The organism is Sphingomonas sp. Leaf32, from assembly GCF_001421765.1.
Taxonomy (GTDB): domain Bacteria; phylum Pseudomonadota; class Alphaproteobacteria; order Sphingomonadales; family Sphingomonadaceae; genus Sphingomonas.
This window is the reverse complement of the sequence record NZ_LMLA01000007.1, coordinates 582,543-606,851: the sequence shown is the minus strand read 5'-3', so window position 1 is coordinate 606,851 and position 24,309 is coordinate 582,543. Positions and strand designations below refer to the sequence as shown.

General features: G+C 68.0%; 12 protein-coding genes. 7 read left to right on the top strand and 5 right to left on the bottom strand.

The window, feature by feature from the left end; genetic code table 11:
- Positions 1-23 precede the first annotated feature (23 nt).
- Genes nagA through ASE83_RS10440 form a run of 3 tightly spaced genes read right to left on the bottom strand, consistent with a single transcriptional unit; the run spans position 24 to position 3,032 of the window.
- Positions 24-1,151, bottom strand: coding sequence for an N-acetylglucosamine-6-phosphate deacetylase (gene nagA / locus ASE83_RS10450; protein ID WP_055789140.1), 1,128 nt, complete (start codon positions 1,149-1,151; stop codon positions 24-26).
- Positions 1,148-2,218: an SIS domain-containing protein gene (locus ASE83_RS10445; RefSeq protein ID WP_055789138.1), complete on the bottom strand. Its 1,071-nt coding sequence runs from the start codon at positions 2,216-2,218 to the stop codon at positions 1,148-1,150. Before ASE83_RS10445 ends, nagA begins: the two co-directional genes overlap by 4 nt.
- Before the next feature lie 31 nt (positions 2,219-2,249).
- Positions 2,250-3,032: a GntR family transcriptional regulator gene (locus ASE83_RS10440; RefSeq protein ID WP_055789135.1), complete on the bottom strand. Its 783-nt coding sequence runs from the start codon at positions 3,030-3,032 to the stop codon at positions 2,250-2,252.
- A 436-nt stretch (positions 3,033-3,468) separates the two neighbouring features.
- Here ASE83_RS10440 and ASE83_RS10435 point away from each other — a divergent pair, with 436 nt between their 5' ends.
- The 7 genes from ASE83_RS10435 to ASE83_RS10405 all read left to right on the top strand — a co-directional run bounded on the left by ASE83_RS10435 (position 3,469) and on the right by ASE83_RS10405 (position 20,431).
- A complete protein-coding gene (locus tag ASE83_RS10435; protein WP_055789132.1) occupies positions 3,469-6,264 on the top strand; it encodes a TonB-dependent receptor in 2,796 nt (931 codons plus the stop codon).
- Positions 6,265-6,402: 138 nt separating this feature from the next.
- A complete protein-coding gene (locus ASE83_RS10430) occupies positions 6,403-8,691 on the top strand; it encodes a beta-N-acetylhexosaminidase (protein WP_055789130.1) in 2,289 nt (762 codons plus the stop codon).
- Complete coding sequence (locus ASE83_RS10425) at positions 8,688-11,300, top strand: beta-mannosidase (RefSeq protein WP_055789128.1); 2,613 nt, start codon at positions 8,688-8,690, stop codon at positions 11,298-11,300. The genes ASE83_RS10430 and ASE83_RS10425 overlap by 4 nt, the downstream gene beginning before the upstream one ends.
- Complete coding sequence (locus tag ASE83_RS10420; RefSeq protein WP_235513210.1) at positions 11,297-13,894, top strand: glycoside hydrolase family 3 C-terminal domain-containing protein; 2,598 nt, start codon at positions 11,297-11,299, stop codon at positions 13,892-13,894. Before ASE83_RS10425 ends, ASE83_RS10420 begins: the two co-directional genes overlap by 4 nt.
- Positions 13,891-16,185 (top strand): GH92 family glycosyl hydrolase, encoded by a 2,295-nt coding sequence (locus ASE83_RS10415; protein WP_055789127.1) that lies wholly within the window; start codon positions 13,891-13,893, stop codon positions 16,183-16,185. The genes ASE83_RS10420 and ASE83_RS10415 overlap by 4 nt, the downstream gene beginning before the upstream one ends.
- A 245-nt stretch (positions 16,186-16,430) precedes the next feature.
- Positions 16,431-18,536: a hypothetical protein gene (locus tag ASE83_RS10410; protein ID WP_235513209.1), complete on the top strand. Its 2,106-nt coding sequence runs from the start codon at positions 16,431-16,433 to the stop codon at positions 18,534-18,536.
- Positions 18,533-20,431 (top strand): alpha-L-fucosidase, encoded by a 1,899-nt coding sequence (locus tag ASE83_RS10405; protein ID WP_055789121.1) that lies wholly within the window; start codon positions 18,533-18,535, stop codon positions 20,429-20,431. Before ASE83_RS10410 ends, ASE83_RS10405 begins: the two co-directional genes overlap by 4 nt.
- Before the next feature lie 178 nt (positions 20,432-20,609).
- Here ASE83_RS10405 and galA read toward each other — a convergent pair whose 3' ends face one another.
- The gene (gene galA, locus ASE83_RS10400; RefSeq protein ID WP_156353004.1) at positions 20,610-23,501 is read right to left on the bottom strand and encodes a beta-galactosidase GalA; all 2,892 of its coding nucleotides are present in this window, start codon (positions 23,499-23,501) and stop codon (positions 20,610-20,612) included.
- 25 nt (positions 23,502-23,526) lie between these two features.
- Complete coding sequence (locus ASE83_RS10395) at positions 23,527-24,270, bottom strand: copper homeostasis protein CutC (RefSeq protein WP_055789119.1); 744 nt, start codon at positions 24,268-24,270, stop codon at positions 23,527-23,529.
- Positions 24,271-24,309 lie beyond the last annotated feature (39 nt).

The window sequence follows — 24,309 nt, the reverse complement described above, 5'->3', positions numbered from 1 at the left end:
ATCGCGCGACCCGGGCCGAATCTTCAAACGATGCGGTTGCCCGCGATCCACGTGCCGCGCACGGTCAGGTCGGCGGCCAGCCACACGAAATCGGCGCTATGGCCGACATCGATGCTGCCAATGCGATGCGACAGGCGCAGGAAGGCGGCCGGGTTGGCCGACGCCATCGCCACCGCATCCGCCAGCCCCACGCCCAGTTCGACCGTGTTCGCCACCGCCTGCGCCATGTCGAGGTCGCAGCCGGCGAGCGTACCGTTGTCGTCGACGCACACGCCGTTCTCGACATGGATCGGCTGGCCGTTGAGGACGAATTGCTTGCTGGCCGCGCCCACGGTCGGCATCGCATCGGTCACCAGCATGAACCGGTCGAGCGGGCGCGCCGCCAGCGCGACGCGGATCGCGGCCGGGTGCAGGTGCGCGCCGTCGACGATCAGCCCGGCATAGACTTGCCGGTCCTCCAGCACCGCACCGACGACGCCGGGGTCGCGATGCTTCAGGGGCGACATGGCGTTGTAGAGATGGGTCACGCCCCGCGCACCCGCATCCATCGCCGCGCGCGCCTGTTCATAGGTCGCGTCGCTATGGCCGATGCTGACGATCACGCCCGCCGCGACCAGTCGCTCGATGGCGGCCACATCATTGCGCTCGGGTGCCAGCGTGACCATGACCACGCCCTTGCCCGGGCGGGTCAGCAGGTCGATCGCGGCATCGTCCAGCGCGCGGAAATGCTTCGCGTCGTGAATGCCCTTGCGGACCGGGTTCAGGAACGGTCCCTCGACATGGATGCCGACGACACCCGGCACGCCCTGTTCGATCGCGGCGTCCACCGCGTCCAGCCCGGCGGCGACGATCTCCAGCGAATCGCTGATGAGCGTCGGCAGGAAGGCGGTGGTGCCGTATTGCGCATGGGCCGCACCGATCGCACGGATGCCTTCGACGGTCGGATGGTCGTTGAACAACACCCCGCCGCCGCCATTGACCTGTGTATCGACATAGCCCGGCACCAGCCAGCCGCCGTCGAGGTCGATGACCTGTGCATCGTCGCCGGCGTGGAAATCGGCGATGACGCCGTCCTCGACGCGGAACGCGCAACTGTCCTGCGTACCGTGATCGACGAGCACGCACCCGCCGCGGAAGACGAAGCTGCTCATCGGGTTTCCGTGACCTTGCGCAAATGCGGCGGCTGGTCGGGATTCAGCCCACGCCGCAGCGACACGGTGTTGACCATGCGATAGAAGCTCTGGATCATCAGGATCGGTTCGATCGCGGGATGGCTGCGAATCGCCGGCGGATGGCTGTCGCCGTCCGCTGCATCCGCCAGATGCACCGCCGCGCCGCGCCCGGCGAACTCCGCCGATGCCGCGCGGACGTCGTCGCCGGCATCGTCCGACGTGGCGAAACCCAGCAGCGGGAAGCCGTCGTTGATGATCGCCATCGGCCCGTGGCGGACCTCGGCGCTGCTGAACGCCTCGGCATGGAGCGCCGAGGTTTCCTTCATCTTGAGCGCCGCTTCCTGCGCGACGCCGAAGCTGTAGCCGCGCCCGATCACGAACAGGTTGCGGGCATCCACCAGCGTGTCGGCGACCGCCGTCCAGTCGAGCGCGAACGCCGCCTCCAGCTGTGCGGGCAGACCGTCGAGCGCGGCGAGCAGCTCGGCATCCCCGCTCCAGTGCGCGGCGATGGCGGCGAGGCCGGCGAGCGAGACGATGAACGACTTGGTGGCGGCGACCGAGGTTTCCGCGCCGGCCGACAGCGGCAGCACGGTGTCGGCCAAGGCGGCCAGCGGCGAATCCTCGACATTGACCAGCGCGACGACGCGGGCGCCCGCCGCCTTATAGCTTTCGACCGTGCGCAACAGGTCGGGGCTGCGGCCCGACTGCGACACCGCGATGACCAGCGCGTTCATCCGCTCCATACGCGTCGCATAGACCGAGGCGACCGACGGCGCGGCGCTGGCGACCGGTACGCCGCACAGCGTCTCGACCAGATATTTGCCATAGGTCGCGGCATGGTCCGACGACCCGCGGGCGCAGGTGACGACCAGCGCCGGCGGATCGGCGCGCAGCGATTCGCCCAGCGCCTGAAGCGTGGCGGCGTTGCGCGACAGGAAGCGGGCGACCGATGCGGCCCCCTCCCCCGCTTCGCGGTGCATCGCGGTCGCCTCTGCGACGGGAACGGTGGCGGCCGGCAACGGCTCTGCCTGAACGGTGGACGTCATGAAGCCCCTCTTGGTCCCGGCCGACGCCGGATCAGCTTGCGTTGAGTTCGGCGACGACGTCGTAGGCGTCGCCGCGATAATAGGATTGGGTGAATTCGACCGTGTCGCCATCGGCCAGAAAGCCGCGCCGTTCGATGAACAGCCCGGCATGGCCGACCTCGACCCCCAGCCGCTTCGCCTGTTCGGCGGGAAACGCCATCGCGCGCAGCCGCTGCAACGCGCGGACCGGGCGACAGCCGGTCACTTCCAGCGCGGCATAGAGCGAGTCGCCGACCGCATCGACATTCGGCAGGCAATGCCCCGCGATCGCCGAATATTCGACCGCCATCGGCACATCGTCGGCAAAGCGCATCCGCTGGAACCGATAGACCGGCGTGCCCGGCGACAGGCCCAGCGACATCGATTCCTCCGGCGTCACCAGCCCGGCGGACTTGGCAACCCACGCACTGCTCGGCACGCGCCCGCGCGCCACCATGTCCTCCGAAAAGGACGACAGTTTCGAAAAGCTCTTGTCGACCCGCGCCGCGACGAAAGTGCCCGCACCCCGGCGGCGCACCACCAGCCCTTCGTTCGCCAGCCCCTCGATCGCCTTGCGCACCGTGATGCGCGACACGGCATATTCGGTGGCTAGGTCACGCTCGGGCGGGATCGCGTCGTCCTGTTGCAGGATGCGCCGTTCTATCGCGGTGCGGACAAGCTGCTGGAGCTGAACGTAGAGCGGCGCATGGGCATCGCCCCGCAACTGTCCGACGCGCTCGGAAAATGCCCCGCCGACGAGCGACGCAGACGAGCGGCCGAGAGAGGATGCGGACAAAGCAGACACGACGTTTGGATAGGTTCCTTTTTGGTATTAATCAATGGCGATTCTCCCGTCCGAAAAGTGCGATTTCAATGCCGGGACGGCCGCGGCCTGTCGGATTGGTTCGCGTCATATGTCAGGCTTGGCACTAGATTAATCGATTACATCTAAACGCCAGCCAGAATCATACGCGCAATTAAGTTACAAACATCGACGTAAAGAGCCACGCCAAGCGTCCAAATCCACCTGAAACGACAGAATTTTCTCACCAGTGCAGAATGTTTTCATTTTTATGTAGATTTTATGATCTCGATTGGTCACATTGCAATCGACCAAAACGAGCCTGCATGGAACCAATATAGGTCCAATGCTGGACGCACGTCGTCTCGCCCGTCGCGGCCACAATCGGGGGGGGCGCATTTCGCGCCCGGATTTAAAGGGGTAGGGGTCCATGGCATTTTCGCGTTTCGCATATCTAGCATCCACCGCACTGGTGGCGATCGCCACGCCGGCATTCGCACAGGAAGCGCCCGCGCCGAGCACGACGGACGACGCTGATACGATCACCGTCACCGGCATCCGCAAGTCGATCGCCGACTCGATCGCGACCAAGCGTGCAGCGGACTCCATCGTGGACGTCATTTCGGCTGAGGACGTGGGCAAGCTACCCGACAGCAACATCGCCGATTCACTCGCCCGCCTGCCCGGCGTCACCGTCGACCGCCAGTTCGGCGAAGGCGAGCAGCTCTCGATCGCCGGCACCGAACCCGCGCTGAACCGCGTGACGATCGACGGCCACTCGGTCGCCTCCGCCGACTGGGGCGGCAACCCGTCGGACCGCTCGAGCCGTTCGTTCAACTATTCGCTGCTGTCGCCGACGATCATCAGCCAGGCCGTCCTCTACAAGACGCCCGAAGCGCGCCTGCAGGAAGGTGCGATCGGCGGCACCGTCGACATCGTCACCCGCAAGCCGCTCGACCTGAAGGCGAACACGATCGCGGCGACCGCCGGCGGTGAGTATAACGACCGGGCGAAGCGCGGCAGCTTCCGCGGTTCGGCGCTGTACAGCTGGAAGAACCAGGACGAGACGATCGGCTTCCTCGGCTCGGTCAGCTACGACAAGGAACAGCTGAGCCGCGCGGGCGTCGCCAGCTACTGGTACCGCACCGGTGCCGCACTGCTCGAAAGCTATCCGAAGGACGCAAACGGCAACATCATCTATGCCGGCCCGAACGGCACCGTAGCCAGCGGCGCGACGATCAACGGTTCGCGCCCCAATGCCGCGACCATCGCCGCGTTCAGTTCGTCGCGCTATGCCTCGTTCCTCGCCCGCGAATTCTTCAAGCAGGAACGTGAGCGCATTAGCTTCAGCGGCGCGGTTTCGGCCAAGCCGACCGACAACATGACCGTCACCGGCACCGCGCTCATCATTCGCGGCAATTACGACAACGTGTCGAACTCCGAATATACCTATGGCTTTGAAGGATCGCGGATGACCGCCGCGACTTATGTCCCGGGCCAGAACGGCCAGCCGGGCATCGTCGATTCGGCGACCTTCACCGGCATTGCAGCGGGCCAGCGCGGTTCGACCGGCCAGCTCGACACCTATTACCGCCGCACCCGCCTCAAGAACGACTCGGTATCGCTGCTGGTCGACTGGACGCCGGGCGAATGGAACATCACGGGCAACCTCGGCGCCACCCGCGCGACCGGCGGCAAGGACCCCGAATATCTGCTCGACTTCCGTACGCAGCAGGGCTTCACCGCCGGGGCGAACGGCCGCAACACGCAGGTCAACTGGAACTCGCCCGCCAGCGACGCAACCAAGTGGCTGAGCAACTTTAGCGCAGAAGGCGGCGAAAACATCACCGCGCCCGACGGCCGCCGGTTCTTCGGCCGCCAGATCGGCGGCATCCCGCTCCAGTCGGGCTTCACCACCGACAGCGAGATCTTCGGCGAAGTGAACGTGAAGCGCGACGTCAATTTCGGTCCGCTCAAGACCATCCTGTTCGGCGGCCGTTATGCGTCGCACCTGAACGGCAACACGACCTACAGCAACGCCGTCTACACCAACCAGAACTACACGCTGGCCGATCTCGATTTCTATGTGCAGGACAAGAACCTGTACAACGGCCTCGGCACGTCGGGGAACGGCACGCCCTATGCCACGCTGGACAAGGACGGCATCCTCGGCGCGCTGACGAAGTACGGCAACTTCACGATCGATCGCGGGCTGTCGCAGGGCGATTACTGGCGCGTCCGCGAAAAGATCGCGGCCGGTTACATCCAGGCGAATTTCGAGGCGGGCAAGTTCCGCGGCAACCTCGGCGGTCGCCTCGTCAACACGTCGGACGCATCGACCTTCTACCTCACCCGGCAGAACAATTCGGTCGTCCTGACCACCGTCAAGACGGACGAAACGCGCTTTCTGCCGGCCGCCAACGTGACCTTCCAGGCGGGCGAGGACGTCGTTCTGCGCGCCGCGGCTGCCAAGGTCATTGCCCGTCCGCGGTACGGTGATCTTGCCGGGGCGACCAGCGCCCGCGTGCTGACCGTCGAGCGCGACAGCCAGGGCCGGGATACCGGACGGGATATCGGCGAAGGCAGCGGCGGCAACCCCGCCCTGAAGCCTTATGCCGCGACCAACTACGGCCTGTCGGCGGAATGGTATTTCGCGCCGGCCAGCTTCCTTGCCGCCGAATTCTTCTACCGCGACATCTCGAACTATGTCGGCAACTCGGTAGAGAACGAGACGCTGGTTAACGACGCGTCCGGCCGGACCGGCGTCTACGCGATCAACCGTCCGCGCAACGGCGGCAAGGCGTCGGTCACCGGCATGTCGCTGTCGGGCAACACCAGCATCGCCTATGGTTTCGGCGTGCAGGGCAGCTACACCTTTGCCGATGCGGAAACCCCGTTCGCCAACGGCCTGCCCTTCCTGTCGCGGCACACCTTCACGATCGTCCCCTATTACGAGGACGGCCCGTTCCAGGCGCGTGTCAGCTACAACCGTCGTTCGAAGTATTTCTATCGCTTCGGTCGCCAGGCAAGCTCGGACTATACCGATCGCTATCGTCAGCTCGATGCGCAGATCAGCTATGCGATCTCGGAAGGCATCGGCATCAGCGCGGCGGCGTCGAACTTGCTCGACGAAACCTACTATCAGTACAGCAGCACGCCCGACGCGCCGACGTCGATCTACAAGAACGGCCGCGTGTTCTCGCTCAGCGCCACGTTCCGCATGTAACGGGGCCGGTGATCCGGGGGGTGCGGCCCGTGCCCTCCGTTTCGCCCGAAGGCCCCGGCTTTGCCGGGGCCTTTTTTCGTTCGGGCCGCTAGAGTTCCGGCACGGTCGAATCGACCGGCCATCCAAGGGGAGTATCGCGTGAAGCATCGTCTGATCTGGGCCGCCCTCGCCGCCACCACCGCGATCGTCGTCCCGGCTTCGGCACAGACCGCACCCCTGCTCCCGCTGCCCGCGCAGATGACGCCGGCCAGCGGATCGATCGTCATCGCGAACGGCGCGGGGATCGTTGCGCCCGCCGCCGACAAGGGTGCTGCGACCGCCGCGCGCCTGCTGGCCGACCGGGTGAAGGTCGATCGGGGGCTTACGCTGACGACCGGGGCCACCGGCGCGATCCGCTTCGTCCGCGACGCCGCCATCGCTGGCGACGAAGCCTATCGCCTGACCGTGACGCCGAAGGGCATCACCATCACCGCCAGCGGTGACCGCGGCCTGCTCTGGGGCGCGATGACGCTGGCCCAGTTGCTCAGCCCCGACACCGCGTTCGGCAAGCCCGTCCGGGTCGCCGCGACCACCATCGACGACGCGCCGCGCTTCCGCTGGCGCGGGCTGATGGTCGACGTCACGCGCTCGTTCCAGCCGATCGACACGCTGTACCCGATCATCGACACCATGGCCGCGCAGAAGCTCAACACGCTGCACATGCACCTGTCGGACGATCAGGGATGGCGCGTCGAGATCAAGCGCTACCCCAAGCTGACCGAGATCGGCGGCTTCCGCGAGCCGCCGGTCGCCGGGGGGCAACCGGGGCCGAAGGTCGGCGGTTTCTATACGCAGGACGAACTGCGCAAGCTGGTCGCCTATGCGGCGGAACGCGGCATCACCATCGTTCCCGAAATCGACATGCCGGGCCACGCGCAGGCGGCGGTCGCGGCCTATCCGGAGGAGGTAGGCGTGCTGGGCGACCGGCCGCCGGTCGGCCATGACTGGGGGGTCAATCCGTGGCTCTTCTCCCCCTCCCCACGCAGCATGACCTTCATCAAGAACGTGCTGGACGAGCTGATCGACATCTTTCCCGGCCAGTTCATCCATGTCGGCGGCGACGAGGCGACGAAGGACCAGTGGCAGCGTTCGCCGGAGGTACAGGCGCAGATGAAGGCGCTGGGCCTCAAGACCGAGAACCAGATGCAGGGCTGGATGATCTCCGAACTGGGCAAGCATCTGGCGAGCAAGGGCCGCCGCCTGATCGGCTGGGACGAAATCCTCGAAGGCGACGTGCCGACCAGCGCGACCGTCATGTCGTGGCGCGGTGAGGCGGGCGCGGTGGAAGCCGCGAATAAGGGGCATGACGTGGTCATGTCGCCCGCCCCCAACCTGTATCTCGACAATATCCAGTCGACCGCCGGCGACGAACCGCCCGGCCGCATCGGGCTTCAGACGCTGGAGATGGTCTATGGCTATGAGCCGGTCCGCCCCGGCGTGACGGCGGAAGCCGCCGCGCATGTGCTGGGGGCGCAGGGCAATGCGTGGTCGGAATATCTCGCGACGGCGAAGCAGAAGGAGCACGCCACCTTCCCGCGCCTGTCGGCGATCGCGGAGTTCACCTGGAGCCCGCGCGACAAGCGCGACTGGAAGGGGTTCGTCGAACGGCTCCAGCCGCAGATGCTGCGCTATGAACGGCAGGGGATCGCCGCTGCCGACGCCGCTTTCGCCGTCACCTATGCGCTCGATGGCACGAAGGGCGACGTTCTGCGCAAGGGCGCCGGCAAGCTGGCGCTGACCACGCAGACCGGCGCGGGCACGATCCGCTACACCACCGACGGCAGCCAGCCGACCGTTCGTTCACGCGCCTATGCCGCGCCGATCGCGGTGAAGCCGGGGCAGACGATCACCGCCGCCGCCTTCGCGAAGGACGGCCATGCGCTGGGCCGCCCCCGCGCGTTCGACGCGACGCGCCCGGCGCTGCTGCGCGCGACCGGTACGGCGGACATGGTGGCGTGTCCCAAGGGCTCGCTCGGCTTGCGCGTGCCGCTCGTATCGGGCCAGTCGGGCGATGCGCCGGCCTACAATATCAATATCTTCGACAATTGTACCCAGGCACCCAAGATGCCGCTCGATGTCGCGCAAACGTTCAAGGTGACGGTCGCCCGCCTGCCGCGCCATTACGCGCTCGCCCATGAATATACCGAGTTGCGCGAACATTTCGCGGTGACCGCGCATGGCGAGCTGGTGATGCGGACCGGCGGATGTGACGGCACCGTCGCCGCGACCTTCCCGCTGCCCGACCCGAACGGTGCGCCCAACCGGTTCGAGTTCACCGGCACCTTCGCGAAGCAGCCGGGCGATGCGGACGTGTGCCTGCAGTTCACCTCCCCGCTATCCGACCCGATATATACCGTCGACACGCTGCAACTGGGAGCGCCGAAGTGAAGCCTGCCCTGTTCCTGCTGCTCGCCGCCGCCCCCGCCGCGCTGTGGGCGGCCCCGCGCGAGACGGTGACGCTCGACAAGGGGTGGCAGGTGCGCCTCGCCCCTGGTGACACCGCGGCGAAGGAGCATCCGAAGGCTGCCCGATGGCTGCCTGCCCGGGTGCCGGGCTATGTCCAGACCGACCTGATCGCGGCAAAGGTCACGCCCGATCCGTTCACGGGGCTGAACGAGGCGACGATCCAGTGGGTCGGGCGCAGCGACTGGGAATATCGCGGGGTGCTGAACGCATCGCCGCTGCTGCTGGCGCGCGGGCATGTCGACCTGGTGTTCGATGGGCTGGACACCTTTGCCGAGGTGTTCGTGAACGGCACGAGGCTGCTCAGCGCCGACAATGCGCATCGCCGCTGGCGGGCGGATGCCAGGCCGCTGCTGAAGGCCGGCGCGAACGAGATCCGCATCGCGTTCAAATCGCCGCTGGGCGTGCTGAAGCCGATGGTCGCGAAGATCGCCAACCCGTTGCCCGGCGAATATGATTCGACGGCGGGCGACGAGCCGGAGGCGCGGCAGACCTCGCCCTATATCCGCAAGCCCAAATATCATTATGGCTGGGACTGGGGTCCCCGCATCATCAATGTCGGCCCCAATGGCGCGGTCAAGGTCGACGCGTGGGACGATGTCCGAATCGACAGCTTACGCGTCCAGCAGGAGGCGGTGACCCCGGCCGAGGCGCGCCTCTCCGCCGACGTGACGCTGATCGCCGATCGCGACGCGACCGTGCAGGTCGATGCGATCGTCACCGCGCCCGACGGCGGCCAAGTCCGCGCTACCCGCACCGTCGCGGTCACGGCGGGTGAGAACCGGGTGAGCGTGCCGCTTGCCATCGCCCATCCGAAGCTGTGGTATCCCGCCGGCTATGGCGCGCAGCCGCTCTACACCGTCGCCACCGAAACCCGGCTGGACGGGGAGGTCGTCGACCGCCAGCAGCGCTCGACCGGCATCCGCACCGTCGAGCTGGTCCGCGAGAAGGATGCGATCGGGCGCGGCATGTTGTTCCGGATCAACGGTATTCCGGTCTTCGCCAAGGGCGCGAACCTGATCCCGTTCGACAGCTTCGGCCCGCGCGTTACCGACGCATATATGGCCAAGATCATGGGCGACGCTACGCGCGCGAACATGAACATGCTGCGCATCTGGGGCGGCGGCATGTATCTGCCCGACAGCTTCTTCGACACCGCCGACAAGCTGGGCCTGATGATCTGGTCCGACTTCATGTTCGGCGGCGCGATCACCCCGTACGACCCCGACTATCGGGGATCGGTAAAGATCGAGGCGGAGGAACAGGTCGACCGGGTGCAGGCGCACCCCTCGATCGTGCTGTGGTCGGGCAATAACGAAGTCCTGTCGGGCTGGGAGGGCTGGAGCGACCGGACCGCCTTCAAGAAGCGCGTTGGTGCGGACGAACAGGAACGGGTCGGCACCGGCATGGCGATCCTGTTCGATCGCGTGCTACGCGATGCCGCCGAGCGGCGCGATGCCGACGTCCCCTATTGGCCCGGCAGCCCCAGCGCCAATTACGAGGGCAAGCCCGATCAGGACGCCAATGGCGACCGCCATTATTGGGACGTGTGGGGCGGCAAGAAGCCGGCCACGGCCTATCTCGACAGCTGCCCGCGCTTCATGTCCGAATATGGGCTGCAGGCGATGCCCGACATGGCGACCATCGCGAAGTTCGCGAAACCGGCCGACTACGGCATCGAATCGCCGGTGATGAAGGCGCACCAGAAGTTCCTGAAGGGCGAGGGTCAGGGTCGCCTGCTCGACTATATCCGGATGCGCTATCGCGAACCCCGCGACTTCGCCGACTTCGTGTATCTCAGCCAGGTGATGCAGGCCGACGGCATCCAGCTCGGCGCGCTCCACCACCGCGCCTGCCGCCCGGTGACCAGCGGCTCGCTCTACTGGCAGCTGAACGATGTGTGGCCCGGCGCGTCATGGTCGAGCATCGACTATTATGGCCGGTGGAAGGCGCTGCACTTCGCCGCGCGGCGCTTCTATGCCCCGCTCGCCGTCTCGGCGGCGCGCAAGGCGGAAGGCCCCACCGACATCACGCTGATCTCCGATCGGACGGTCCCGGTGACGGCGCGCTGGCGGATGCGGACGATGGACGTCGATGGCAAGGTGACGATGGCGCATGAAGCGGCGATCCAACTGCCCGCGCTGTCGGCGACCAGGGTCGCGACGATGACCGATGCCGATCTGTTCAAGGGCGCCGCTCCGAAGCGCAGCGTGACGGTCGTCGAACTGCTGGTCGACGGCGCGGTCGTATCGCGCGCGCTGGTCACGGCGCTGCCGGAAAAGGTGATGACGCTGCCCGATCCGGGCCTCACTACCCGCTGGTCGACCGTCGACGGCAAGCCCGCGCTCACCGTCACCGCCACCCGCCTCGCCCGCGCGCTGTGGATCGGGTTCGGTACGCTCGACGTGCAGGCATCGGACAATTTCCTCGACCTGCTGCCGGGCGAAAGCGTGACGGTGACGATCGAGGGCAAGGCGTCGCTGGGGGCGCTCAAGAAGGCGCTGCGCCTCCAGACGCTGGGGGCGGCCAAGTGAGCATTCTCCTCGCCCTGCTCGCCGGTGCCGGCCAGTCCGATGTTCGGCCGGACCCGCAGATCGCCGCGACCATCGCGGCGATGACGCCTGCGGAAAAGGCGGCGCAGCTGCAGAGCACCGCGCCGGCGCAGGGCGATGTCCTACCCTCCTATGACTATTGGAACGAGGCGCTGCACGGTCTCGCCCGCAACGGCGTCGCCACCGTCTTTCCGCAGGCGATCGGCCTTGCGGCGACGTGGGACGCGCCGCTGATGGAGCGGATCGGCACCGTCGTGTCGACCGAGGCGCGCGCCAAGTACAATGCGCTGCCGGGCAAGAACCGGCGGCGGTATGAGGGGCTGACCATCTGGTCGCCCAACATCAACATCTTCCGCGATCCCCGCTGGGGCCGGGGCATGGAAACCTATGGCGAGGACCCGGTGCTGACCGGTGCGCTGGCGGTCGGCTATGTCCGGGGGCTGCAAGGGCCGGACCCGCTGCAACCGCGCGTCATCGCCACGCCCAAGCATCTGGTGGCGCATAGCGGGCCGGAGGCAGGCCGCGATGCGTTCAGCGTGCAGACCGCGCCCTATGACATGGAAGCGACATACCTGCCCGCTTTCCGCCGCGCGCTGACGGAAGGCAAGGCGCAGTCGGTGATGTGCGCCTATAACGGCATCCATGGCGTGCCGGTCTGCGCCGCCGACTGGCTGTTCAACCAGCGGTTGCGGCGCGACTGGGGCTGGAACGGGCTGGTCGTGTCGGACTGCGACGCGATCGGCAATATCGCCCATTATCAGCGCTACGCCCTCGACAATGCCGCCGGGTCGGCCGCCGCGATCAATGCCGGCATGGATCTGAATTGCGGCTCTGCCTACGCCGCATTGCCCCGGGCGCTGGAACGCGGGCTGACGACGCAGGCAGTGGTCGATCAGGCCCTCACCCGCACGTTCGAGGCGCGCAAGCGGCTGGGCGATGCGTTCGGGGCGAAGAGCCGCTGGGATTCGATTCCCGCCAGCGCGCTCCACACCCCGGCCAACCGCGCGCTCGCGCTGGAGGCGGCCGCCAAGTCGCTGGTGCTGCTCCAGAACAACGGCGTCCTGCCGCTGAAGCGCGGCGCCCGGATCGCGGTCGTCGGCCCCAATGCCGACAGCCTCGACGTGCTGGAGGCCAATTACAACGGCACCTCGGCCGATCCGGTAACGCCGCTGAACGGCCTGACCGACCGCTTCGCCGTCCGCTACGCGCAAGGCGCGACGCTGGCCGACGGCGTGCCGCTCCCCGTGCCCCAGACCGCGTTCGGCGTGGGACTGAAGGCGGAGTTCTTCGCCGATCCGGCGATGACCGGCGCGCCGGTGCTGACCCGCACCGACCGCACGATCGATTTCAACTGGGCACGCACCAGCCCCACCACCAACCTGCCGGTGAACCGCTACGGCGTGCGCTGGACCGGCACGCTGACCCCGCCGGGACCCGGCCGCTATACGCTGCGCATCGACATCAACCGCTGCTGGGACAAATGTTCGGGCCGTGACGCGGTGAAGCTGTGGGTCGATGGCAAGGACGTGTTGAGCGCCACCGGCACGGCCGCTGCGGTCGAAGGGGCGGCGAACGACAGCAAGTCGGAACGGATGGAGGCGGTTCTCGACTTCGCTGACACGGCACCGAAGCCGTTCCGCCTCGACCTGACCCATGCCAGCACCGACGACAGCATCCGCCTGACTTGGATCGCCCCCGCCGATCCGCAACGTGCGCAGGCAGTGGCCGCCGCGCAGGGGGCCGATGCCGTGGTCGCGTTCGTCGGCCTGTCACCGGCGGTCGAGGGTGAGGCGCTGCGCCTCGAAGTCGCCGGCTTTTCGGGCGGCGACCGCACCGACATCGCGCTGCCGGCCGCGCAGCAGCGATTGCTGGAGGCGGTGAAGGCCACGGGCAAGCCGCTGGTCGTCGTGCTGCTGTCGGGCAGCGCTGTTGCGATGGAATGGGCCAAGGCCCATGCCGACGCGATCGTCGCCGGCTGGTATCCGGGTGAAGTCGGCGGGACCGCCATCGCCGACCTGCTCGACGGCACGACCAACCCGTCCGGCCGCCTGCCGGTGACCTTCTATGCGAAGACCAGCGACCTGCCCGCCTTCGTCGACTACAATATGAAGGGGCGGACCTATCGCTATTTCGACGGGACCCCGCTGTGGGGCTTCGGTCATGGGCTAAGCTACACCAGCTACGCCTATGCGGACGCGAAGGCTCCCGCGACGCTGACCGCCGGGCAGCCGCTTACCGTCACCGCACGTGTCACCAACACCGGCAAGCGCGTCGGTGAGGAAGTGGCACAGGCCTATCTGATTGCGCCAGCCGAACTCAACAGGATCGGCGCGTGGAACGATCCCGTTCTGCGCCACAGCCTCGTCGGGTTCCAGCGGGTCGCGCTGAAGCCCGGACAGGCAAGGACCCTGACCTTCACCCTCGACCCGCGCCTGATTAGCACCGTAGCGCTCGACGGTACCCGCGCGGTGCGGCCGGGCAGCTATCGCCTGTTCATCGGCGGCGGCCAGCCGGGCGATACGCCGGGCCAGGAGATCGCCTTCACCATGACGGGCACGCAGGAGTTGCCGAAATGATCCGCCTTTCGCGACGCAGCCTGCTGGGCGGTACCGCCGCGCTGGCGCTGATCGATGCGCTCCCGGTCGGTGCAGCCGGCACCGCCCCGGCCCGACCCGACCTGTTCATCGGCACCGGCGGCGATGGCCACACCTTCCCCGGCGCGACCATGCCGTTCGGGATGGTCCAGCTCTCCCCCGACACCGACACCGCGCGCTGGGCGACCTGTTCGGGCTATCACAAGAGCGACAGCTCGATCCTCGGCTTCAGCCACACGCACCTGTCCGGCACCGGCATCGGCGACATGCTCGACGTGCTGGTGGTGCCCACCCGTGGGCCGGTACTGCTCGACGGCGGCCCGCTCGACGACCCGGACAAGGGCTATCGCCAGCGGTTCGCGCAAGAGGTCGCCGAGCCGGGCTACTACGCCGTCACCCTCGAAAGCGGCGTCCGCGCCGAACTGACCGTCACCGACCGCACCGGCATCCAGCGGCATCGCTTCCCCGCCGGGCCGGGCCATATCCTGATCGACCTGTCGCATCTGGTGATGGAGGGGCCGAACCAGTCGCCCTATATCGACGACGCCGCGCTGACGCTGGAGGCCGATGGCACGCTGACCGGCACCCGCCGCGTGTTCCGCTGGGCCAAGGGGCGGCGGATCTTCTTCGCGATGCAGCTCTCGCGCAAGCCCGACCGGGTCGAGTTCTTCGGCGATGGCGATACGCCAGCGGGTGCGAAGGGCGTTACGGCCAAGCGCGTGAAGGCGGTGCTGCACTACGACGATGCCGGCGCCGCGCCGATCGTCATCCGCACCGGCATCTCGGCGGTCGACCTTGCAGGCGCAAAAGCGAACCTGACCGCCGAAGCGAAGCATTGGGACTTCGACCGCTATGCCCGGTCGGCGCGCGCCGCATGGGCGCGCGAATTGGATCTGATCCGCTTCGAAGGGGGCACCGAACCGCAGCGCACCGTCGCAGCCTCCGCGCTCTACCACGCCTCGATCGGGCCGACGCTGTTTTCCGACGTCGATGGCCGCTATGTCGGGCTGGACCGCCGGACGCATACCGTTCCGCGCGGCGAGGCGGCGTACAGCGCCTATTCGCTGTGGGACACTTACCGCGCCTTCCACCCCTTGCAGACGCTGATCCGCCCGGCCCGGACGCAGGAATTCGTCCGCGACCTGATCCGCCAGACGCAGCAAAGCCCGTTCGGCCCGCCCGTCTGGCCGCTGCAGGGGGTGGAGACCGGCTGCATGATCGGCTGGCACGCCGTGCCCGTCATGGCAGAGGCGCGTGCGAAAGGGGTCGTCGCCGACTATGCCGCCGCGTGGGGGGGCGTGAAGAAACGCTCGTTCGACTGGACCACGCCCAATCTCGACAACAGCATCGGCGTGCGGGCCTATGACGAACTGGGCTATGCGCCGGCCGACCGCATCTTCGAAAGCGTGTCGAAGACGCTGGAGTTTGCTTACGACGATTATGCCGGCGCGTTCATCGCCGATGCGGCGAGTGATGCCGCCGGTGCCGCGCGCCTTCGCAAGCGGTCGGGCAACTGGCGCAACGTGTTCGACGCGCGGATCGGCTTCGCGCGCGGGCGGATGGCGGATGGCAGCTGGGCCGAACCCTATGCCCCCAATGCGCTGGGCCATTCGAAGAAGTGGCGCGACTTTACCGAGAGCAATGGCTGGCAGGCGACGTTCCTGAACCAGCACGACGTTCACGGCCTGATCGCGGCGATGGGCGGCGATGCCGCGTTCGAGGCGAAGCTGGACGGGCTGTTCAACGCGTCGTCCGAACTGCCCGCCGACGCGCCGCCGGATATTTCCGGGCTGGTCGGCCAGTACGCACATGGCAACGAACCGAGCCACCACGTCGCCTATCTCTACGCCTATTGCGGCGCGCCGTACAAGACGCAGGCGATGGTCCGCCGGCTGCTGACCGAGATGTACCACGACCGCCCCGACGGCATCATCGGCAACGACGATTGCGGGCAGATGAGCGCATGGTATCTGCTCTCGGCGCTCGGCTTCTACCCGGTCGATCCGGTCAGCGCGACCTATGTGCTGGGCAGCCCGTTGTTCGACCGCGCGACCGTGCAGGTCGGTGGGGGCAGACGGCTGGTGGTCGAGGCGCGTGGCAATGCGCCCGACCGTCCCTATGTCCGCAGCGTCACGTGGAACGGGCGTCCGTGGACCAGGAGCTGGATCGCGCACGCCGATCTGGTCAAGGGCGGGCGGCTGGTGTTCGAGATGTCGGCGACCCCGAACAAGGCGTTCGGGCGCGCCCGTGAGGATCGGCCGGGGAGCAAGTGATCCTCGCCGCGCTCCTCGCCACCGCCGCGCCGGTCGTGGTGCCGCTGGATGCGGCGTGCGTCGTCGGGACTGACCCGGCGGCGCAGGTGCTGCGCGAGCGGCTGGCGGAGCGGGGCGCGGTCTGTGCCTCCCCGTCATCCCGGCGAACGCCGGGATCCACGGATGGGGAGAAGGCAGCGAAAGAGCCGAGAACCCCCGACACAATGAATTCCGGCCTTCGCCGGAATGACGGGGGGGCAAGGGTGGTGATCCGCTTCACCCCCGCCCCCATGGCACCCGAAGCCTTCGCCATCGACACGACCGCCCGCGTCATCAACATCCGCGCCGCGACGACCCGCGCACACCTGTTCGCCGCCGGCTGGCTGCTGCGCCACCTCGACAATCTCACCCTCACCGCCCCCACCCATGTCGCCGAAGCCCCGGCGATGGCGGTGCGCGGCACGCAGATCGGCTACCGCGCAAAGAACAACAGCTATGACGCATGGACCGTCGCCATGCTCACGCGGCGGATCGAGGATTTCGCGCTGCTGGGCGGCAACCGCATCCAGTTCGTCGCGCCCGTCTCCGACGATGCCGCCACCTCACCGATCTCGCCGCTGCCCGCGACCGAGACGCTGATCGCGGTGGCCGCCGCCACGCATCGGCTGGGGCTGGACGTCGCGCTCTTCTACCCGCTGCTGCGCGATTACGCGAAGCCCGGCAGCGCGCAGGCCGAAGTCACCGACTTCACTACCCTTGCCGCAAAGCTCCCGGCGCTCGACGCGCTCTACATTCCCGGCGGCGATCCGGGCCATACCGCGCCCGACCGGCTGTTCCCGGTCGCCGAGCGTGTCGCCGGAGCGCTGCGTCGGCGTTTCCCGCGCGCCGAAGTCCTGTTGTCGACCCAGGGGTTCGATGCCGCCGGCCTCGACGCCTTCCATGCGCAACTGGCGAAGAACCCGCGCTGGCTGACCGCGATTTTCGTCGGGCCGCAGACGCGCGACAGCATCGCCGAGCATCGCCGCCGCACGCCCGCGCGGTACCCACTCGAAACCTATCCCGACACCGCGCACACGATGCACGCGCAATTCCCGATCCCCGACTGGCACCCGGCCTTCGCGCTGACGCAGGGGCGCGAGCCGGTGAACCCGCGCCCCGCCGCCACCGCTCGCATCTTCGCTTATCTGGCACCCGGCACACGCGGGTTCGTTACCTATAGCGAGGGGGTCAATGACGACTGGAACGTGACCCAGTGGTTTCGCCTCGGCTGGAACCCGGCCACGTCACCCGCGGAGGTCGCCGACGACTATGCCCGGATGTTCGTCGGCGACCGCGCCTTCGGCGCCGTGCCGCAGGCATTGGAAGGCAACTGGCGCGGCGATCCGTCGGCCAATGCCGGAATCGATGCGACGCTGGCGCTGGTGAACGGCATCCGCCCGGCGCGCTGGGCCGACTGGCGGATCGACCTGTATCGCTACCGCGCGACCTATGACGCGCTGGTCCGCCACCGCCTGATCGCGGCGAAGGCAGCGCAGGGCGAGGCGCTCTACACGCTGCGCCAGGCTCCGGCGATCGGCGCGGAGGCCGCCACCGTCGCCGCGCGCTTCGCCTATGCCCGCCCCGAACCGGCGATCGTCGCGCCGCTGCGTGCCGACCTGACCGCCATCGCCGACCGGCTATGGGATCGTGCGCGGATGCAATTGTCGGTGCCGCGTCACGGCGCATCGAACTGGGAACGCGGCGCGAATCTCGACCGCGCCGACATTCAGCTCAACGACCGCACCGCCGTCGAGGCCGACATCGCCGCCGCCCTGCCCCACCCGGACGCCGCCGCCCGCCTGGCCGATATCGGCGATCCGTGGCGCGCCCGCGACATGGCGCTGTACGACGATCTGGGCGACCCGACCGCCGAACCGCATCTGGTGCGTGGGGCCGGTTTCGACACCGATCCGCAGTCAATGGAAAGCGCCATCGACGGCGTGGCAGACCACACGCCCGATCAGGGCTGGCGCATGGCGGATCTGAGCTATGCCGAGGGGCTGTACGAAACCCCGGTCCGGCTGCGCTATACCGGGCTGGAGCGAAACCGCCGCTATCGCCTGATCGCGCGCTGGGCGGGCGAAGATTATGCGCTGCCGATGCGCCTGACCGGCAACGGCGTCGAACTCCATGATTTCCGCACGCGGAAAGGCGACCGCGAAACGGTCGAGACCGTCGTTCCCGCCAACCTTACCGCCGACGGCACGCTGACCGTCGAATGGCATCGCCCTGCCGGCATCGGCGGCGGCGGGCGCGGTCATCAGATCGCGCAGACCTGGCTGATCCCCGAACCCCTTGTCCCTGAATCAAACGCACCCGGAGTATCGCAATGACCCTTTCCCGCCGCAGCCTGATGGGCAGCAGCCTGATCGCCGGTGCCGCCGCCTGCACCCCGCGCGCCGCGATCACCCCGGCACCGACCGCGCTGCCCGCGCCGTGGGGGGCCACGCCCTCGCCGCGCCAGCTGAAATGGCACGACCATCGCCAGTATGGTTTCATCCATTTCTCGATCAACACCTTCACCGACAAGGAATGGGGGTTCGGCGACGAAGACCCCAAGCTGTTCAACCCGACCGATTTCGATCCCGACCAGATCGTCGCGGCGGCGAAGGCGGGCGGCCTTACCGGCCTGATCCTGACCGCCAAGCATCATGACGGCTTCTGCCTGTGGCCGACGATGCTGACCGAACATTGCATCCGCAATTCGCCGTACAAGGACGGCAAGGGCGACATCGTCGGCGAACTGGAGGCGGCGTGCCGGCGCGGCGGGATCAACTTCGGCCTGTATCTGTCGCCATGGGACCGCAACCGCGCCGATTACGGCACGCCCGGCTACATCACCTATTACCGCGCGCAGTTGACCGAATTGTGCACCCGCTATGGCAAGCTGTTCGAAGTGTGGTTCGACGGCGCGAACGGCGGCGACGGCTATTATGGCGGCGCGCGCGAGACGCGGAAGATCGATGCCCCGGCCTATTACAACTGGCCCTCGATCATTGCGCTGGTGCACCGGTTGCAGCCCGATGCCTGCACCTTCGATCCGCTGGGCGCCGATATTCGCTGGGTCGGGAACGAGGACGGCCATGCCGCCGATCCGTGCTGGCCAACCATGCCGAACCATGTCTACGACCAGACCGAGGGCAATACCGGCGTGCGCGGTGCGCCTTTGTGGTGGCCGGCGGAAACCAACGTCTCGATCCGGCCGGGCTGGTTCTACCATGCCGACGAGGATGCGCAGGTAAAGACCCCGCAAAAGATCATGGAGATGTACGACCAGTCGGTCGGCCATGGCACGACCTTTCACCTCAACCTGCCGCCCGACCGGCGCGGGCGCATCCATGACCGCGACGTCGCCAGCCTGACCGCGTTCGGCGACGCGCTACGCGCGACCTTCGCCACCGATCTGGCGGCGGGTGCCGTCGCGACCGCCAGCGCCGATGCCGGCGGCACTGCACGCAACGTCAACGACGGTGATCTCGACACCTTCTGGCTCGCGCCGGCGAACGCGAAAGATGCCAGCATCATCCTCGACCTGCCGCCGGGCCGCAGCTTCGACACGGTGCGGTTGCAGGAATGGCTGCCGCTGGGTCTGCGCGTCACCCGCTTCGCGATCGACGTGTCGGACGGTGGCGACCAGTGGACGACGGTGGCGGAAAAGGACATGGTCGGCCCACAGCGCCTGGTCCGCCTCCCCGCCCAGATCGCTCCCCGCCGCGTGCGCTTCCGCACCCTCGCCGCCGAAGCCGGCCCGGCGCTGCGCGAATTCGCGCTGTTCCGCTCGGTCGCGCCCGCGACGCTCCCGCCGCTGGAGGTCAGCGATCCCAGCATCGTCGACCGCGCGGGGTGGAAGGTGACCGCCGCCAGCGCAAGCGGCGGCGAAGCGTTGCTCGACGCCTCCCCGCGTACCGCCTGGACCAGCCCGGCGCCGGCATCGCTGACGATCGACATGGGCCGCGCGGAAACGCTCGCCGGCTTTACGCTGACGCCGACGCGCCATGTCGACCCGAACGCCGCGCCGCCGATGAAGTATCGCGTCGAAACCAGCGTCGATGGCAGGAACTGGACGCCGGGCGGCGAAGGCGAGTTCCCGAACATCAACTATGCCCGCGCGACCCAGCGCCTGCCCTTCACCGCCGCGCGGCGGGCCCGCTATCTCCGCTTCGCCTTCCCGCAACCGGCGGTGCCGGCCCCGGCGATCGCGGTCGCGGAGATCGGGGCGTTTCGGTGAGTCAAAGGCCCCCCGTTCGTGCTGAGTAGGGGCTGAGCCTGTCGAAGACCCGTATCGAAGCACCCGAGGCGGTCCTTCGATACGCTGCTTCGACTTCGCTCAGCAGCTACTCAGGACGAACGGGGGAGTAGCTCGGGGCAGCTATGTCCGCCGTTTTCCAAGCAGCGGCGCGTACAAATCACCCCTTCGGTGCCAGCCGCACCGCCCCGGTAATCCCAGACCGGGCACCCGGCACCGCCTCGACCAACACCGCCACCCCCTTCGCGCCTGCCGACACCGGCACCACGAGCGGGGCGGCAGCCGGGTCGGCCTTGGTCGCGACCGGCCTGCCGTCGACATATACGCTCGCCCGCCCGTCGATCCGGGCGAAGGTCAGCGTGCCGCCCTCCGCCATTACCCGTTTCCGCACCGGCAGCGCGGCGCGATACAGGCGGAACGACGGTCCCGCCTCCGGCGCGGCGGGCGTACCGCTGCGGGTGAAGTCCCAGCTGTTATTGTCGTTGACCGGCGGGGTCAGCCCCGGATCGGGCGCGGTGGCGAAGGATTTCGACCGTCGCCAGCCGAGGATGAACGCACCCGGCGGCGTCGCGTCCACCTGCGGGCGCGGGGTCGCCGCTACGCGGTCGATCACCAGCCGCGCGGGGCGCAGGCCATCGGCGGTAGCAGCGATCGTCACCTTGCCGCGCCCCGCGCCTGCCTGCACGATCATCTGCGCGAGGCCGTTGAACAGCGACCGCTGCGGCGCCTTCTCGCTTTCATGGCTGTTGGGATCGCCATTGCCGACGCCGATCAGCGTCGCGCCGTCGACCGTGAAGCGCGTCATGCGGTTCTCGGTCGGGACATGCCGGCCCTTCGCATCGACCGCATCGATCGTGACCGGCACGACATCCTCGCCATCGCCCAGCATCGCGGTGCGCGCCGGGGTCAGCCGCAGCGCGACCGCCGGTCCCGCCGTCTCATGCACCGCCCGCGCGACCTCGCGCCCGCCCTTCAGCGCCACCGCCTCCAGCTTGCCCGGTGCGTAGGGCACGGTGAAGGCGTTGCCCATGATTCGGTCGACCGCCTGTTCGCCGATCATCCGCCCGTTCAGCACGACGCGGACCCGTTCGGCGTTGCTGGTGACCAGCAGTTCGACCGGCTGGCCTTCCCGCCCCGGCCAAGTCCAGTGCGGGGCGATGCCGACGACCGGCTGATCGTCGATCCAGTGCGCGCGGTGGATGTCGTACGCCGTCTTGGGGAAGCCGCACAGGTCGAGGATGCCGAAGAAGCTGGCGATGGTCGGCCACGCGAACGGCGTCGGTTCGCCATGATAGTCGAACCCGGTCCACACGAACCCGCCGGCGATGAAGCGGCGCTTGGCGATCTCCGCCCACGCATTGCGGTGCGTCGCGCCCCATGGGGCCGCTTCGGTATCCATCGACGACATGACATGGGCGGCCTTGTCGGTGGCATAGGCGCCGCGCGTCATATACGCGCTGGTATCCTCCGACGACGTGCTGGGCTTGGCGGGGTTCAGCGCGTGGAACTTGTCGTAATCGCCCTGATAATAGTTGAAACCCATGACATCGACGACGCTCGACACATTCTGCGGATCGTAGAAGCTGCCGTTCATCGCGGCGGTGACCGGGCGGCTGTCGTCCAGCGCATGGACATGGGCGGCCATCCGCCGCACCATCTCGACGCCCGCTTCGGTGCCCTGCATCGGTTCCTCGTTGAATACCGACCACAGGATGATGCTGGGATGGTTGCGATGCGCGCGGACCAGCCATTCCAGCTGCGCCATATTCTCGGGTGCCGGGTTGAAGATGCGGTTTTCGTCCATCACGACGAAACCCATCCGGTCGCACAGCTGGTAGAACGCGTCGGCCTGCGCATTGTGCGAACAGCGGATGGCGTTGACGCCGGTGTCTTTCATTCGCTGCAACCGCCACGCCAGCAGCGCGTCGGGCACCGCCACGCCGACCCCGGCATGGTCCTGATGCAGACACACGCCCTTCAGCTTCACGGCCTTGTCGTTCAGAAAGAAGCCCGCCTGCGCATCGAAGCGGATCGTGCGGAAGCCGATGGCGATGCGGCGTCCGTCGCCGCCGCCCGGTGCATCGGTCGCGACCCGCACGGTGTAGAGCGTCGGCGTCTCGATCGACCAACGCTGCGGATCGGCAACGGGGATCGACAGCGCGACCTGCGCCTCGCCCAGCGGTTGCAGGTCTGCCTGCGCCCGCGCGCTGCCCACGACCTTGCCGGCGGGATCGAGCAGGTCGATCATCACGGTCGCGGACGCCGCCGTTCGCGCGATACTTTCCAGCGTTACCGCGACCGGCACCTGCCAGCGCCCGTCGCTGCCCAGTCGCGGATCGCAATGGACGCCGTCGGTCGCGATCGACACCGGCGACCGCTTCGCCAGCCATACATGGCGATACAGGCCGGCACCTTCGTACCACCATCCCTCCATGGCGGTCGCATCGACCCGGATCGCGATGACGTTCAGTTCGTCGCCGAACCGCGCGAAGGGGGTCAGGTCGACGGTGATCGCGTTATAGCCCGAAAAGTTGCGCGCCACGACGCTGCCGTTGATCCAGATCGTCGCGGCGGTCGCGATCGCCCCGAAATGGAGTTCGAGCTTCTTCCCGCGATCCGCCGGGTCGAGCCGCAGCGTCCGGCGATACCAGCCGATCCCGCGCGGACGATAGCCCTGCGCGACATTCGCCGTCTCGACGAAGCCCTGCGCCGACGCCCAGTCGTGCGGCACGCTGACCTGCGCCCAGTCGCTGTCGTCATAATCCATCGCCGCCGCACCGCGGGCGTTGCCGGCCTTCGCGTTGGTATAGGTTTCGTCATGCGTCGTCGGCGCGGGCGGCACGATGTCGCCTTCGTGGAACAGCCAGCCGTGCAACATCAGGATGCGCGACGGGTCCTCGACCGGCAGTCGTTCGGGCAAGCCGGGGCGCGGTGACAGGCCATACAGCAGCCCGCTGGGGGCCGGGCGCGCGGCCCGGGCCGGCAGGGGCAACGCCCCCGCCGCCAGCGTGCCCGCCGTTCCGGCAAGGAGGGTCCGGCGATCGATCGGCATGAAGTTCATCCTTATGTCTCCCCTGTCAGGCGTCGACCGCGTCGCGCAGCGCGCGCACGACGGCCCGGTCGGTCCGCGCCAGTCCCGGCCCGGCAAATCCCAGCGCGATGACGCGGCGGTCGTCCTGCACGATTGGCACACTGGCCGATGCGTGCACTTCGCTGGCGCCGGTCCGCGCCCGCAACGCCGCGACATTGTCCGGACGGATGCCGGCCCCCGGCATCACCATGATCCGCCCCGCCGCCTGCGCCTGCATCGCTGCGATCACCTCCGCACCATCGACCGCGCGCGTGGCACCGCCCGAGGTCAGGATGCGATCGAACCCCAGCGCCACCGCCGGTTCGACCGCCGCCACCGGATCGACCAGCAGGTCGACCGCGCGGTGCAGCGTCAGATCGATATCGGCCCGCGCTGCCCGCATGGCCCTGACCCACCGCGCCAGGACATCGTGATCGAGGCTGCCGTCCCGCGCCGCGCCGAACACCAGCCCATCGGCTCCGGCAAGGATCAGCGTTTTCCCCTCCGAAATGGCGGTATCCACCTCATCCGCGTCATAGGCGAAGTCGCCCGCGCGTGGCCGGACCATGGCATGTACCCGGACACCGGCCGCCTGGGCCAGATGCAGAACCTCTCCCGCCAGTCCCGCCGAAGGCGTCAGCCCGCCGACCGACAGCGCGCCGCACAGCTCGATGCGATCCGCCCCGCCGGCGATCGCCGCATCGGCTCCAGCCACACTGTCGATACAGATTTCCAACGTCGTACGCGGCATGGTCCCTCCGGAATTATCCGACTAATGGAGCGTCGCGCG